The sequence below is a fragment of the Psychroserpens sp. XS_ASV72 genome (genome assembly GCF_041224425.1).
Taxonomy (GTDB): Bacteria; Bacteroidota; Bacteroidia; order Flavobacteriales; family Flavobacteriaceae; genus Psychroserpens.
In genome coordinates, this window is the sequence record NZ_JBGFGL010000075.1 from 1 (window position 1) to 14,424 (window position 14,424).

The 14,424-nt window shown below is 34.8% G+C and carries 15 protein-coding genes and 1 tRNA gene; 7 read left to right on the top strand and 9 right to left on the bottom strand.

All coding sequences use genetic code 11. The features are described from left to right. Positions 1-145 (top strand): T9SS type B sorting domain-containing protein (locus AB9K26_RS05520; RefSeq protein WP_369971537.1); only part of this gene is annotated, 145 nt, incomplete at its 5' end. Positions 146-219: 74 nt separating this feature from the next. Here the strand turns inward: AB9K26_RS05520 and AB9K26_RS05525 are convergent. Then, on the bottom strand, positions 220-1,737 hold the full coding sequence (locus AB9K26_RS05525; protein ID WP_369971545.1) for an OmpP1/FadL family transporter: 1,518 nt from the start codon (positions 1,735-1,737) through the stop codon (positions 220-222). A 25-nt stretch (positions 1,738-1,762) separates the two neighbouring features. Next, positions 1,763-2,731, bottom strand: coding sequence for a hypothetical protein (locus tag AB9K26_RS05530; RefSeq protein ID WP_369971546.1), 969 nt, complete (start codon positions 2,729-2,731; stop codon positions 1,763-1,765). 118 nt (positions 2,732-2,849) lie between these two features. Between AB9K26_RS05530 and proS the strand changes: the two genes are divergently transcribed. The 3 genes from proS to rpsT all read left to right on the top strand — a co-directional run bounded on the left by proS (position 2,850) and on the right by rpsT (position 4,811). Beyond that, on the top strand, positions 2,850-4,328 hold the full coding sequence (gene proS, locus AB9K26_RS05535) for a proline--tRNA ligase (RefSeq protein ID WP_369971547.1): 1,479 nt from the start codon (positions 2,850-2,852) through the stop codon (positions 4,326-4,328). Between the two features lie 134 nt (positions 4,329-4,462). After that, positions 4,463-4,534 (top strand) — tRNA-Glu (locus AB9K26_RS05540). 22 nt (positions 4,535-4,556) lie between these two features. Continuing rightward, on the top strand, positions 4,557-4,811 hold the full coding sequence (gene rpsT / locus AB9K26_RS05545) for a 30S ribosomal protein S20 (protein WP_369971548.1): 255 nt from the start codon (positions 4,557-4,559) through the stop codon (positions 4,809-4,811). Between the two features lie 149 nt (positions 4,812-4,960). Here rpsT and rho read toward each other — a convergent pair whose 3' ends face one another. Further along, complete coding sequence (gene rho, locus AB9K26_RS05550) at positions 4,961-6,577, bottom strand: transcription termination factor Rho (protein ID WP_369971549.1); 1,617 nt, start codon at positions 6,575-6,577, stop codon at positions 4,961-4,963. 203 nt (positions 6,578-6,780) lie between these two features. On the opposite strand from rho, the gene AB9K26_RS05555 reads away from it, so the two are divergent. After that, a complete protein-coding gene (locus tag AB9K26_RS05555) occupies positions 6,781-7,191 on the top strand; it encodes a DUF4293 domain-containing protein (protein ID WP_369971550.1) in 411 nt (136 codons plus the stop codon). 58 nt (positions 7,192-7,249) lie between these two features. Here the strand turns inward: AB9K26_RS05555 and AB9K26_RS05560 are convergent, their stop codons facing one another. After that, entirely contained in the window at positions 7,250-7,744 is a 495-nt protein-coding gene (locus tag AB9K26_RS05560) for a metallophosphoesterase (RefSeq protein ID WP_369971551.1), read from the bottom strand. 99 nt (positions 7,745-7,843) lie between these two features. On the opposite strand from AB9K26_RS05560, the gene truA reads away from it, so the two are divergent. Together truA and AB9K26_RS05570 are read left to right on the top strand one after the other, a co-directional pair. After that, positions 7,844-8,584 (top strand): tRNA pseudouridine(38-40) synthase TruA, encoded by a 741-nt coding sequence (gene truA, locus AB9K26_RS05565; protein ID WP_369971552.1) that lies wholly within the window; start codon positions 7,844-7,846, stop codon positions 8,582-8,584. A 9-nt stretch (positions 8,585-8,593) separates the two neighbouring features. Beyond that, entirely contained in the window at positions 8,594-10,360 is a 1,767-nt protein-coding gene (locus AB9K26_RS05570; RefSeq protein WP_369971553.1) for an ABC transporter ATP-binding protein, read from the top strand. Position 10,361: 1 nt separating this feature from the next. Here the strand turns inward: AB9K26_RS05570 and AB9K26_RS05575 are convergent, their stop codons facing one another. The 5 genes from AB9K26_RS05575 to folP are packed head-to-tail and all read right to left on the bottom strand — an operon-like array spanning position 10,362 to position 14,299. Beyond that, positions 10,362-11,156: a DUF3667 domain-containing protein gene (locus tag AB9K26_RS05575; protein WP_369971554.1), complete on the bottom strand. Its 795-nt coding sequence runs from the start codon at positions 11,154-11,156 to the stop codon at positions 10,362-10,364. Next, entirely contained in the window at positions 11,156-11,965 is an 810-nt protein-coding gene (locus AB9K26_RS05580; RefSeq protein ID WP_369971555.1) for a DUF3667 domain-containing protein, read from the bottom strand. Before AB9K26_RS05580 ends, AB9K26_RS05575 begins: the two co-directional genes overlap by 1 nt. 2 nt (positions 11,966-11,967) lie before the next feature. Then, entirely contained in the window at positions 11,968-12,750 is a 783-nt protein-coding gene (cdaA, locus tag AB9K26_RS05585) for a diadenylate cyclase CdaA (protein WP_369971556.1), read from the bottom strand. Positions 12,751-12,785: 35 nt separating this feature from the next. Further along, positions 12,786-13,529 carry a hypothetical protein gene (locus AB9K26_RS05590; protein ID WP_369971557.1) on the bottom strand — a complete coding sequence of 248 codons (744 nt, stop codon included), beginning with the start codon at positions 13,527-13,529 and terminating at the stop codon, positions 12,786-12,788. Beyond that, positions 13,526-14,299 (bottom strand): dihydropteroate synthase, encoded by a 774-nt coding sequence (gene folP / locus AB9K26_RS05595; protein ID WP_369971882.1) that lies wholly within the window; start codon positions 14,297-14,299, stop codon positions 13,526-13,528. The genes AB9K26_RS05590 and folP overlap by 4 nt, the downstream gene beginning before the upstream one ends. Positions 14,300-14,424: the final 125 nt, after the last annotated feature.

A 14,424-nucleotide genomic window follows, 5' to 3' on the forward strand; every position in this document is an offset into this window, starting at 1 on the left:
GATCAGCCCTACCGGTGACGGTTGGGACGGAACCTACAACGGCAGCCCGATGCCAACGAGCGATTACTGGTTCGTGGTGGAGTACGGCGAGCCGAACACAGGCGAGAGAAAAGAGTTCAAAGCCCATTTTACCCTGAAAAGGTAATAAAGCTTAAGATTCATATAAAATAGATAAGCCAAGGAAGACCTTGGCTTATCTATTTTGATTCATTATATATTCTATAAATTAAATGCTAGAGATAGAGTGACGTTTGAGTTTGTAGTATCAACGTTAGCTGTATCAGTTAAACCGATAGAGTACAGTGGATTATTGGTTTTTCTATTAGCTTGATCAAAGGTTAAGTCTAATCTAGTCATACCAAAATCATATCCTAAACCTAATGAATAACCGGTTAAGTCGCCATAAAAAGAATCATCTTGATATGGACTTTCTTCAAAACGATAACCTGCTCTAAAACTCATTTTTTTGTACTTATATTCCCCTCCAAGTCTGTAGGTATTTGCTATTTTAAAAATATTCTCAATTGTTTCATTTTGTAATGCAAAAAAAGTATCGGTTGTAGGTCTGAATTCTGTGTTTCTGTAATTTCTTCTTGAATAATCAAAACTCAGTAGGCCTTTATCTTTAAAGACATAAGCTAAACTTCCAGTTATTTTACCAGGAGATTGAAGTTTGTATTCAGGAAAGATATTGATTACATTAGGGTTTACGATAGCATTAAAGCTTCCATCAATATCATTGACTGTTGTTGTAAGGCTTTGTGTGGTTTCTTCATTAATTCTATACCATATTGGTGAATTATATGTAAAACCTGCTCTTAACTCATTTGTAAGTTTATAAATAGCACCTATTTGAAATGAAAAACCATTTCCGGTAGTGAATAATGAATTTTCAAAATTAACATTAGAAACAAGTGAGCCTGAATTAGAGTTTCTTTCTTGTAAATATGTGTATTTTTCAAAATTTATAAAATGGGCATTTAAATTTAATCCTAGATATAGTTTGTCTTCATATTGAGTAGCAGCATTAAAACTTATTTTACCATTATAACCATTGGCTATATAGTCATATTTTTGATTAAAAGTTCCCTGAGCGATATTTGAAACATAGTTAGTGTTATCATCACTGTTATTGACAGGTTCTAAAATAAAAGACTCGTAGCCTAAAAAAGCTTGCTGATTAGCATATCCATATATGGAACCAATTTCTCCATAAGCTTGTGAAATTGTTTCATTATCGAAACGAGAAATTTCGTCTAGCCTAAGACCTTGGGAATATGCCAAAAAATAACTGTCTATTGAATTTGTATTTTGTCCATTGGCATACCATTGATCCTCATGGTTAGCTGTTTTGTCATATGCTAAACTCAACACAAATTTTTTCCAAGAGGAATTTTCATCAGTATTCACAAAAACGAAAACACCACCAGCTTGATGCATGTCTATTTTTGATTCTGTAGAACTCGTATTTCCGTTGAAATAAGATACATCATTACTAATTCCTAAAGTTGAAAGTGAAAATGAAGCGTGGCTTCTATTGAAAATTGCTGATCCTGCTGGATTTAATCCAACAGCCGACATGTCTCCGCCAAGCGCACCAAATGCACCGCTTAAGGCTCTAAAGCGAGCAGATCCTTGTATGTTATCTTGTGAATATTTTAGTGCATCTGAAATGTCTTGAGCGATCACATTAGACATAGAGAATACACTTAACATAAGTACTGTTAACTTTTTCATGTTGTTTTTTATGAATTGAAAATTACTATCTGCGTCTGCTAGAGCCACTTCTGCCTGATGATCGGGAAGTTCCAGAAGATCTTCTTGTGCTACCTGAACTTCTTACTGAAGATGAACTACGGCTTCTAGGAGTTGACATGTTTGTTCTTGACCTTGTTGAATTGGTTCTTGGTCTAATAGAACTATTGCTTCTCGTAGTTGTACCTCTTCTGACATTCGTTCTTGGTCTCATATTGGTTCTGGTCCTAACAGAAGAACTGTTATATCTCGTACGATTTGTTCCTCTTCTTATGGATGAATTACTCCTTCTAACATTTGTATTACTTCGTAGTGTCGTGTTTCTTCTTGCTAGTGAGTTTCTTCCACTATATACTGATGCTGAACCTCTTCTTCCAGTATTGTATGCTAAACTTCTGTTATTATAGTAATATCCATAATAACCTGGAGGACACCAACCACCATAATTCCATCCATAGCTCCAGCCATAATTCCATCCCCAAGTATTCCATCCCCAGGTATTCCATCCCCAACCTAGGCCAACATTCCATCCCCAAGGTCTATACCAACCCCAGGTGTTCCAGCCCCAGGCACCATTCCACACCCATGGATCATAATAACCCCAACCATAATCTATATAATTAATAGTTATGTTTTCATTTGCTGCACCCCAACCAGCATAACCTGATTGTCGATCTTGACCTTCATAGTCTTCACTATAATCACCTTCATATGAATCAATATCTGTAAAAATTACATCATCTTCAGTTGGGAGCTCACTATATAGATTGGCCTTTTCGTTAAAATAATGCTTGTAGTAACTATTGGAATTACTTGTGTTCGGTTCAACTTCAGTCGCAGACGATGCATCTTCATATACAACAACTTCGTCATCATAAATACCATCTGAACTGTACCCAACATATTGGTATGATCCACATGAGGTCAATATGAAGCCGAAACTTATTGCTACAAAAAGCGAAAGTTTATTTTTCATGTAGTTGTTAATTTGCATATCTCTATTATTTTATTGTTGAACATAACAAAAATAGTTAGTTTTGCAGAACTATTTTTTTATTTAACATAATCACAATATTTGTGCCAAAACCTCAATAATGAGTAAAAATCTTACAAGTAGATCAGAAGATTATTCTAAATGGTATAACGAATTGGTTGTTAAGGCTGATTTAGCGGAGAATTCTGCTGTTCGTGGTTGTATGGTTATTAAACCTTATGGATTCGCCATTTGGGAAAAAATGCAAGCTGAGTTAGACAGAATGTTCAAGGAAACAGGTCACCAGAATGCTTATTTTCCACTTTTTGTACCTAAAAGTCTCTTTGAAGCTGAAGAGAAAAATGCTGAAGGTTTTGCTAAAGAGTGTGCCGTCGTAACACACTATAGATTACAAAATGATCCTGATGCTGAGGGTAAACTTAGAGTAGATCCTGAGGCGAAGCTTGAAGAGGAGTTAGTTGTTAGGCCAACAAGTGAAGCGATTATTTGGAATACATACAAAGGTTGGATTCAGAGTTACAGAGATTTACCTATTTTAATTAATCAATGGGCTAATGTGGTACGTTGGGAGATGAGAACACGTTTGTTTTTGAGAACTGCTGAATTTTTATGGCAAGAAGGACATACGGCTCATGCAACTGAACAAGAAGCAATGAATGAAGCCAAACTAATGAATGATATTTATGCTGAGTTTGCTGAAAATTTTATGGCCATTCCGGTCATTAAAGGTTTAAAAACTGAAAGTGAACGATTTGCTGGTGCTGTAGAAACATTTTGTATTGAAGCTTTAATGCAAGATGGAAAAGCACTGCAAGCGGGTACGTCTCATTTTTTAGGCCAAAACTTTGCAAAAGCTTTTGACGTAAAGTTTACAAATAATGAAGGACATTTAGATTATGTATGGGCAACTTCATGGGGCGTTTCAACACGTTTGATGGGTGCTTTGATAATGACGCATAGTGATGATAAAGGCTTGGTTTTGCCACCTAATTTGGCTCCTTGGCAAGTTGTGATAGTGCCTATTTATAAGAACGATGAACAATTGGAGACTATAACAACCAATGCTCAAAATATCATTAATAGCTTAAAAGAAAAAGGTATTTCCTGTAAGTTTGATGGTAGAACAACGCATCGACCAGGTGCAAAATTTGCACAACATGAATTACAAGGTGTGCCACTTCGAATAGCCATTGGACCAAAAGACTTGGAAAATGGTACTGTAGAACTTGCTAGAAGAGACACACTATCAAAAGAAGTAGTCAAAGCAGATGATTTAGTTGACATTGTTGAAGGTCTATTGAAAACCATTCAAAAAGAGTTATTCGCAAAAGCATTAAATTTTAGAGATTCTCATATTACTGAAGTTGATGATTTCGAAACTTTTAAAAAGGTATTAAAAACCAAAACTGGATTTATTTCAGCACATTGGGACGGTACCGCAGAAACGGAGCAAAAAATAAAAGAATTAACTAAAGCAACCATTAGGTGTATTCCTTCGAATGGAAAAGAAGAAGAAGGGAAATGTGTCTTAACAGGAAAACCATCAACTAGACGAGTCCTTTTTGCAAAGGCCTACTAATTTTTTTCAAAAAAAAATGGTTAAGTATTGCAACATTTAAAAATAGTTGTATTTTTGCATCCGCAATGAAGAATTGCAAGTTCGTTCTGAAAGGTAACTCAAGTTATTTTTCATTTTGTTGAACAAAACATAATGGCCCGTTCGTCTATCGGCTAGGACGCCAGGTTTTCATCCTGGTAAGAGGGGTTCGATTCCCCTACGGGCTACAATTTTTAATAAAAGAATATAATGGCAAATCACAAATCTGCTTTAAAAAGAATTAGAAGTAACGAAAAAAAGCGTTTAACTAACAGATATCAACACAAGACTACTCGTGGAGCTATCAAAAAGTTGCGTGAAATGGATAAGGCTAAAGATGCTGAGGCATTTTTACCGTCTGTTATTTCTATGATCGATAAATTAGCGAAGAAGAACGTTATTCACAATAACAAAGCAGCTAATTTGAAGTCTCAATTGACTAAGCATGTTGCAACATTGAAGTAAGACATTGCCACTAGATATAAAGAATAACCTCTCAAATTGAGAGGTTTTTTTATGCTCAAAATTTAGTAACTACTAAATTGAATCACATAAAAAAGCCTTGACGATATTATTTGTCAAGGCTTTTTATTTTGAATTTCCTTTAGGGAACTCTATCCATTCATTGAGATTAAAAACTCTTCATTATTTCTTGTTTGCTTGAAACGATCGTTAATGAATTCCATGGCCTCTACCGGATTCATATCTGCTAAATATTTACGCATTACCCACATTCTTTGGATGGTGTTGTCTTCTAATAAAAGATCATCACGACGCGTACTTGATGAAGTCAAATCGATGGCAGGGAAAATTCTTCTGTTAGAAATCTTACGATCTAACTGAAGTTCCATATTACCAGTTCCCTTGAATTCTTCAAAAATCACTTCATCCATTTTCGAACCTGTTTCCGTTAAGGCCGTAGCAATAATGGTTAAAGATCCACCATTTTCAATGTTTCTTGCAGCTCCAAAGAAACGTTTTGGTTTGTGAAGTGCATTGGCATCAACACCACCACTTAAGATTTTTCCAGAGGCAGGTTGAACCGTATTGTAAGCTCGAGCCAAACGGGTAATAGAGTCTAATAAAATAACTACATCATGCCCACATTCAACCAAACGCTTTGCTTTTTCCAATACGATATCGGCAACTTTTACATGCTCATGAGCTTCTTTGTCAAATGTAGAAGCTATTACTTCACCTTGAACATTACGCTGCATATCTGTAACCTCTTCAGGACGCTCATCGATAAGTAAAATCATTTGATACACTTCAGGATGATTCGCAGCAATTGCATTAGCAACATCTTTCAGTAGCATCGTTTTACCCGTTTTAGGTTGTGATACTATCATACCACGTTGACCTTTTCCAATAGGAGAAAACAAATCCATGATTCGTGTTGATATGGTGCTTTGTTTTTCTGCTATATTGAATTTTTCCTGTGGGAACAAAGGTGTTAAGTGTTCAAAAGAGACTCGATCTCTTACAACTTCTGGTTTTTGACCGTTGATTTTAGTTACCTTTATTAAAGGGAAATATTTTTCACCTTCTTTAGGCGGACGTACATGTCCTAAAACCGTATCTCCTTTTTTCAACCCAAATAATCTAATTTGTGATTGCGATACATAAATATCATCTGGTGAAGATAAATAATTGTAATCTGAAGATCTTAAAAAACCATAACCATCTTGCATGATGTCTAAAACACCTTCACTTTGAATGATGGCATCGAATTCAAAGTCAGGCTCTCTATAACGGTTTCTGTTATCCTTATTGCCATTTTTAGAGTTGTCTTTTGAACGCTGCTGATTGCTGTTCTTTTGTTTATTTTCAGTATTCTTCTGACTTTTATTTTGATTATTGTCATTAGAATTATTGGAACGTGTATCGTTCTTATGGTTGTTGTTCCTTTTTGGGTTGTTCTCCCTTTTGTCTTTATTAGATGAGTCATTTTGATTATTGTTAGACTCATTCTTTTGCTGGGAGTTGCTATCTTTCTGTTTGTTTTGGTTATTCGTTCTTTTTCTTCTTTCTTGATTTTGATTTTTAGACTCGTCTTTTGAGTTGTCTTTAACGTCTTTTTTTACCGCTTCAGGATTAGCAGCTTGAAAGTCTAGAATTTGATATACCAAATCTAATTTTTTTAAGCTTCGGTATTTTGGAACGTTTAAATTTTTAGCAATTTCCTGTAGCTCAGGAAGCTTTTTTGCCTTTAATTCGGAAATTTCGAACATGTATGTTTAATAATTAAGTTTTATAAACTGAATTTGATTTATTCCTAACTTTTCTAAAAATGTGCTTAGTGGGAAAAACTTGAAAAAAATCTTGAAGATTAACAATCTGTAACTGTGAGGGTAACAAATTGTATATGCAATAATACGATTTTATTTATAATTTTTAAAAAGAAACTATTAATTTTGTCCGCGATAAAAGAAAAATGATACAACGCATTCAAACATTATACTTATTAATAGCAATAATCAGTTCTGCTGGATTGATTTTTGTTTTTCATCTTTGGACTAATACGGCTGAACAACCTGTCTTTGCAAAAGATGACTATTTATATCTAGGTTTGTTTTTGGGCTCTGCCTTAATATCGTTAATTTCGATTTTTAGTTATAAAAATAGGAAGACACAATTCATGTTGGGTCGTCTTAACATCATATTAAACTTTATTTTACTAGGATTATTTGTAGTTCAATCGCTAAATTTATCTGGAGAAGCTGATGTTTCTGAGAAAGGTATTGGGATTCTTCTGCCTATTTTATCTATCGTGTTTTTGGTTCTAGCCAATAAGGCCATAAAAAAGGATGAAGATCTCGTAAAATCTGTCGATCGACTGAGGTAAACCTATTATCTTAATTATTTTAGTGCGTAAAAACCCAAGGTGAAAGCCTTGGGTTTTTTTATCGATTTTGGAACTCAATCACTTCAAGGTTGTCAATGACATCTCCATCAATAGTGAATCGAAGCATGGTTCGTATCTTATGAAAGCCATGTTTCCCAACGGCTCCAGGATTCATATGGATCAATCCGTAACGTTTGTCTGGCATTACTTTTAAAATATGCGAATGTCCAGAGATAAATATTTTAGGTGGATGTGTCTTAATTAGATCTCGAGTTCGGTAATTGTATTTTGGAGGATAACCACCAATATGAGTCATATAAACTTCAACTTCTTCACATTTGAACCTAAGATTTTCTTCAAATTCGTTGCGAATTTCTGCATTATCGATATTTCCATAAACCGCTTTCAGCGGTTTGATGTTTTGAATTGCATCGGTTACTTTTAAATCACCTATATCGCCTGCATGCCATACTTCATCAGCTTGTTTTACATATTTAAGGATGTCTTGGTCCATATAACTATGTGTGTCAGAAAGGAGAAGTATTTTGGTCATTGGCTCTGTCGTCTAACCCTTGATGTTTTTATTATGTTAATCACAGTTCGAATTTTACGAAACTAATTATCTTTGCTTATTACAAAAATACAGGATTACTTGAGATATTTTATTGAATTATCATATAATGGAAAAGCTTATCATGGTTGGCAAAGGCAACCCAATGCTATTTCTGTTCAAGAAGTCATTGAAGACGCGTTGTCTAAACTCTTAGGGACTGATATTTCAATTGTTGGAGCTGGAAGAACGGATGCTGGTGTACATGCGTCCCAAATGTTTGCGCATTTTGATTGTTCCAAACGTATCGAAGATGATCTGGTTTTTAAAATGAACTCTTTTTTGCCGAAGGATATAGCTATTCACGATATAATTGAAGTGCAGGAAGAAGCCCATGCACGTTTTGATGCGCTAAGTCGGGCTTATGAGTATAAAATTGTCAAAAACAAAGCTGTTTTCGATTTTGATTATACGTATTTTTTAGGGTACGATTTGGATGTTGAAATCATGAATGAAGCTTGTAAGATTCTATTCGAGTATAATGATTTTCAATGCTTTTCAAAAGTCAATACAGATGTAAAAACGTATCATTGTACTATCATGGCAGCTCAATGGGTTATGCAAAAAGACCAGCTTGTGTTTACGATAAAAGCAGATCGCTTTTTAAGAAATATGGTACGTGCCATTGTTGGCACTATGATAAATATTGGTCAAGGTAAAATTACTTTAGATGATTTACACAATATCATTAAATCTAAAGACAGATCTGAAGCAGGATATTCAGTTCCTGCACATGGCTTATATTTGAAAGAAATTGTCTATCCAGAAACGATTTCAATTTAAAGAGAAACTATGACAAATACCAAGAAAAAAGTTTTTGATGTGTCGCTGTTTAAGCGCTTGTTGCAGTACATAAAACCGTATCGTTTGGTGTTTGTGGTGTCTTTGGTATGTGTTATTGGTTTGGCTTTATTTGGTGCATTAAGACCTTATGTGCTTCAAGAGGCTATCGATAAACACGTGAGCGTTAAAGACTATAGTGGATTTTTGATTTATATCGTTGCCATGATTGTACTACTTATTTTGGAAGTGGTAAGTCAGCTATTATTTATTTATTATGCTAGTTGGTTAGGGCAATCGGTTGTTAAGGATATACGTGTGAAACTCTATGAACATGTATTAGGGTTTCGAATGAAATACTATGACAACTCCTCAGTTGGTGTCTTGATTACCCGAACGGTTACCGATATGGAGCGTATTGCTGATATATTCGGACAAGGACTCTTTATGATTTTCAGTGATGTCTTGAAAATGCTGGTCGTTGCTGGATTTATGGTGCTTATCAATTGGAAACTGAGTTTGATTGCTTTTGTAACCATGCCGATCATATTATATGCTACCAATATATTTCAAAAGTATATGAAACGTGCTTTTGAAGAAGTGCGAACCGAAGTATCCAATTTGAATTCCTTTGTTCAGGAACGTGTCACTGGAATGAAAATATTGCAGTTATTCACTCGAGAAGACACCGAATATAAAAAGTTCAAGGAAATTAATGAGCGTCACAAAAAAGGCTGGTTAAAAACTGTTTGGTACAATTCCATTTTCTTTCCAATTGCTGATTTCTTGTCGTCGGTTACTTTAGGAACGATTATATGGCTTGGTGGATTTATGGTTGTCATTCAAGGTACTGCTACTGAAGGAAACCTGTTTGCATTTATTATGTATGTGCCAATGCTTTTCAGACCACTCAACCAAATAGCCAATAAGTTTAATACGCTTCAAATGGGAATGGTTGCAGCAGATCGTGTGTTTAAGGTTTTGGATACAACATCTCAAATTGATGATAATGGAACTGTAGTAGCTTCTGAGTTTAAAGGTGATATCAGTTTTAAGGATGTGCATTTTTCTTATGTGCAGGATGAAGAGGTGTTAAAAGGTGTTTCCTTGGAAGTTAAAGCAGGAGAAACCATCGCCATTGTAGGAGCTACTGGAGCTGGTAAGTCAACCATGATTAATTTATTGAATCGCTTCTATGATATTCAAAAAGGGTCTATTTGCATTGATGGCCTTGACATTAAGAACATGACCTTAAAATCACTCCGTTCACAAATCGCTATTGTCTTGCAAGATGTGTTTTTGTTTGCCGATACCATTTTAAATAATATCACATTAAAAAATCCAGATATCACTGAAGAACAGGTTCAAAAAGCGGCAAAGGAAATCGGGATTCATGATTTTATTATGAGTTTACCAAATGGCTATCATTACAACGTAAAAGAACGTGGCGTTATGTTATCCTCTGGGCAACGACAATTAATTTCTTTTTTGAGGGCTTATGTCGCAAATCCAAGTGTTTTGGTTTTGGATGAAGCTACATCTTCAGTCGATTCCCATTCAGAGCAATTGATACAAGATGCTACTGATAAAATCACTAATGGAAGAACCTCCATTGTAATTGCCCATCGTTTGGCAACGGTTCAGAAAGCTGACCAGATTATTGTTATGGACGATGGTTTAATTGTAGAGAAAGGTACACACGAAGAACTTCTTAAGCGTCAGGATGGTTATTACAGAAACCTCTATGAGGTTCAGTTTTTGAAAGCTGAAGTGGCTTAACTTATTTTTTCGGACGCATACTTTGAAAAAACTCAATAATAGACTCTTTGCCTTCAAATAGATAGATAACTAAAAGAACACAGGCTACAACTATTATATAAACGATCATATAAACAAAAAACGAAATCAGCATTTTGGCAATTATTTGAATCGTACTGATTTTATAGAGTTTTTTGAAACAATATGATATATATATAATTTGCAAGGGTAAATTAGCATAGGCTATCAATCCTATATCGCTTCCAAAAGAAAGACCAATAAAATTTAAGACGGCACCTACTAATGATAGAAATGCCATCATATATGCAAAAGCCACGATATGCTCAACATAGTTGTAAGTCTTATTATCAAAAAAGACTGTTCTTGAGATGATGGCGTAAACAGGCACCAACAATAACATGGTTACTGAAGAGTAATCTTGAACTATATTAAAAATGGTGTTAAGTGTTGATTCGTTGCCTCCAAAGGACAATGAAGATAAATTGATCTGATCTGGAAAAAATTTTCGTAAAATAACCCATTCCAATCCAACTAAGGTTAAAGTTAATCCGAAGAAACTAATCGGATTGACATAACGTTTTCTAACACCAGAAATGTAGCCGCCAATAACAACCTCAGGTTTTTTTACGAGATCTATTAGGGTTCGTAAAAGTTTGTTGTCATAATTAAAAAAGGTCTCGCTAATGTGTTCAAAAAGATTGCGGAAGGTCAATCGGTTTCTAATGACCTTTCCACCACAGGAATTACAGAAATCACTTTCAGGAGTAAGCTCGGTATGACAGTTTTTACATTGCATTAAACCGTATTGACAAATTGTTCCTTATTTAATAATACATAGACAAAACCGATAAGTGCGGCAAGAATCATAACAATAAATATGACTACAGCATACATAACGCAAAATACTAAAAAATGTATGACGGTTTCCCAAAACGAGGTTTTGAAAACAGATTTAAGCACATAAAATAAGTATCCAAAAGTAAGGATTGAAATGGCTGTTGAAATCAATAAATAATCAAATCCGAAGCATAAAAACAGAATACTCGATATGGCTGTAATAATAATTATTTGCGCTGAGTAATAGAGGTTTAAAACTAAATGTTCGGTAAAATTCAAACGACGTATTCCAAGAATGAAATACGTAATCCAAGTTCCTAAAGTAGTTAAAGGAACCGTTAGAGTGTAAACTAAACTTTGGTAGTTGTTAAATTCCTTAAAATCAAAATCTCCAAAAGGATTGTTCTTCTGGTTTGGGTTTTTTTCAATATCCTTAAGGAAGTCATAGTCAATCTCAAAAGCTTCTTCAAAAAACGTATTCATTAAAAAAACCTGAATTCCCACAAGAGTCAATGCAATTGCAAAATATTGAATGACATTAATATATTTTTTTCTTGTACCATCAATAAAACTGTTGATAACATGTCCTGGATTGGTAAAGAGATGAGTAAAGGTTTTGAGAAATTTATTATCAATATTTAAAAACTGCTGTGTGACATCTGCAGAGATGTTTTTTAAAGTCAACCGTTTCCTTACAATTTTTGCACCACATATTGGGCAATAATTAATGAGTTTACTTAAAGCTGTATCACAGTTTTTACAATTCATGTTTACACCAAATCTTTCTTGATTAACTGAATTAAATCTTCGGCAGTTTCAAACATCACAAACTCGCCATTTTTTAAATAAGACACTTGCCCTGTTTCCTCGCTAACCACAAGAGCCAAAGCATCGGTTTTTTCAGTGATGCCAACAGCTGCTCGATGTCTTAGGCCAAAACGACTGGGAATACTCTTTTCATTATTCACGGGTAAAATGACACGTGTTGCCTTAACAATATTATTTTCTATAATTATAGCGCCATCGTGAAGTGGACTGTTCTTAAAAAAAATACTCTCAATAATTGGCTGTGTTACATTGATATTCATTTCGTCACCTGTATTGACCAAAAAATCAAGATTGTTGTTACGCTCTAAAACAATCAACGCACCTGTTCGAGTACTTCCCATTTTATAGCAAGCAGAGACAATGGCATCGATATTAGTTTCTGTTTCGATTTCGCTCCTTAAGAATTTCATCTTACTGAAAATCTTACCCTTGCCACTTAAGTTTGTCGAGCCGACCATCAAAAGGAATTTTCGTATTTCAGGTTGAAATACCACAATAAGGGCAATAATTCCAACTTTCATAAACCCATCAAAGATGTTGTGTAACATCTGCATATCCAGAAGGTCGGTAACTTTCCAAACCAAATACACAATGATGATTCCTATGAAAATTTTAATGGCAACCGTTCCCTTGACGAGTTTATAGATGTAATAGAGAAGAATGGCGACAAGAAAGACGTCGATAAAGTCTATAATGCTAAAATCCCAAAATTCGAATTTATCCAAGGCGACCGTGTTTCTGTAAATGTAACAAAATATGATTAATAAATAAATTCGTTGTTGTCAATTGTGATCCCTTCTGATTTTAACTTTATAACAACCGATTTAATAGTGATATAATCTTGAAATGAGATTTTTTTATGAAAACCTAAGGTGATTTTATAGGTCTTCATTTCGATGCTGTTTAAAGTTGAAGACAGATCATCGATCCCAATCTTTTGAAATAGTAAATCTGTGTTAGATAAAATGGTTTCCTGGTCGTCAGGTTGTTTGTTGTTTAATGGTTGTTTAGGATTTATTATATCTAAGTCTATAGAATCCTTTGATTTAACATCGATAAAAACAGCAGAGTTAAAGTCTCCTTCAAATCTTGACTTTTTGATCCATGGACGTTGAATCGTTTCCTCAATATAAAAAACATCTGTAAATTCAATAAACCCTAAATTTTGAATGCTTGTATCATTACAAGTGAAATAGTTTTTGGCATTTTCATTCTTGTGCATTTCGGCATTGCGCTTTTTGTCTTGCAGAAATTTAATCTTCGGAATGGCTTGCTCCAATGTTAATCGCTTATCGACATTGACCAACCAGTTTGTGGTGCTAATGAGGTTTTTTCTGTTGAGTTTTATACTGTCTGGCTGTGTTTCATCATAAAACAAATAAGCAGGAGAGACGTCAATTACTTTAGTGATTTTTGCATTTTGTATTTCTGGGAGTAACACTACTTTGTCCTTTCCGCAGGAAACTAAGAGCAGTATTAATAGAATAATAGGTATTTGTTTCATTGCTGTAGTTGTTGGGTAAGTTTGATACATTCCATGGCTTCCTTAACGTCATGAACCCTTAAGATGGAAGCTCCTTTTTGTAAGGCAATGGTATTTAAAACCGTTGTGCCATTCAGAGCTTCTTTAGAAGACGTTTCCAAGGGTTTGTATATCATGGATTTTCTTGAGACACCTACCAAAAAAGGAAGTTCAGTCATTTTGAAAAGCTCTAGCTTATTGAGCAATTCATAGTTTTGTTCAACAGTTTTTGCAAATCCGAAACCAGGATCGAGAATAAGGTCTACGATACCTAACTCCCTTGCTTTTGAAATACGCTCGGAGAAGTAATGCAGGATATCTTTTAGCAAGTCCTTATAAGTAGTCATCTTTTGCATGGTTTGAGGAGACCCTTTCATGTGCATCATAATGTAAGGAACGTGAAGATCGGCTACTGTAGGAAGCATCTCTTTATCGAGATGTCCAGCAGAAATATCATTAATTAAAGCAGCTCCAGCATCCACACAAGCGCTGGCTATTTTACTTCTGAAAGTGTCAATTGAGAGCAGCACTTCAGGAAATGTTTTTGTGATTAGTTTCACGACAGGAATGATTCGCTGCAATTCTTCTTCTTCACTTACATGCTCTGCATTTGGCCTGGAGCTGTAGGCGCCAACATCAATAAAGGTGGCACCTTCTTCAAGCATTTTATCCACTTGCCGCATAATGGAAGAAGAATTCCTAAAGCGTCCACCATCGTAAAATGAATCAGGAGTCACGTTTAGAATTCCCATTACTTTCGGAACGCTTAAATCAATAAGTTGCCCTTTGCAATTAATGGTTTTGGTCAAAACTATATAGTCGGTTTAAAGTTTTTAAATCTGATTAATTTATGCGAAATTTACGGAAAATAAAATGT

Excerpts from the sequence above, each read along its gene's own strand:
- AB9K26_RS05525 (WP_369971545.1), bottom strand. The coding sequence starts at position 1,737 with ATGAAAAAGTTAACAGTACTTATGTTAAGTGTATTCTCTATGTCTAAT.
- AB9K26_RS05530 (WP_369971546.1), bottom strand. The coding sequence starts at position 2,731 with ATGAAAAATAAACTTTCGCTTTTTGTAGCAATAAGTTTCGGCTTCATA.
- proS (WP_369971547.1), top strand. The coding sequence starts at position 2,850 with ATGAGTAAAAATCTTACAAGTAGATCAGAAGATTATTCTAAATGGTAT.
- rpsT (WP_369971548.1), top strand. The coding sequence starts at position 4,557 with ATGGCAAATCACAAATCTGCTTTAAAAAGAATTAGAAGTAACGAAAAA.
- rho (WP_369971549.1), bottom strand. The coding sequence starts at position 6,577 with ATGTTCGAAATTTCCGAATTAAAGGCAAAAAAGCTTCCTGAGCTACAG.
- AB9K26_RS05555 (WP_369971550.1), top strand. The coding sequence starts at position 6,781 with ATGATACAACGCATTCAAACATTATACTTATTAATAGCAATAATCAGT.
- AB9K26_RS05560 (WP_369971551.1), bottom strand. The coding sequence starts at position 7,744 with ATGACCAAAATACTTCTCCTTTCTGACACACATAGTTATATGGACCAA.
- AB9K26_RS05570 (WP_369971553.1), top strand. The coding sequence starts at position 8,594 with ATGACAAATACCAAGAAAAAAGTTTTTGATGTGTCGCTGTTTAAGCGC.
- AB9K26_RS05575 (WP_369971554.1), bottom strand. The coding sequence starts at position 11,156 with ATGCAATGTAAAAACTGTCATACCGAGCTTACTCCTGAAAGTGATTTC.
- AB9K26_RS05580 (WP_369971555.1), bottom strand. The coding sequence starts at position 11,965 with ATGAATTGTAAAAACTGTGATACAGCTTTAAGTAAACTCATTAATTAT.
- AB9K26_RS05590 (WP_369971557.1), bottom strand. The coding sequence starts at position 13,529 with ATGAAACAAATACCTATTATTCTATTAATACTGCTCTTAGTTTCCTGC.
- folP (WP_369971882.1), bottom strand. The coding sequence starts at position 14,299 with ATGGGAATTCTAAACGTGACTCCTGATTCATTTTACGATGGTGGACGC.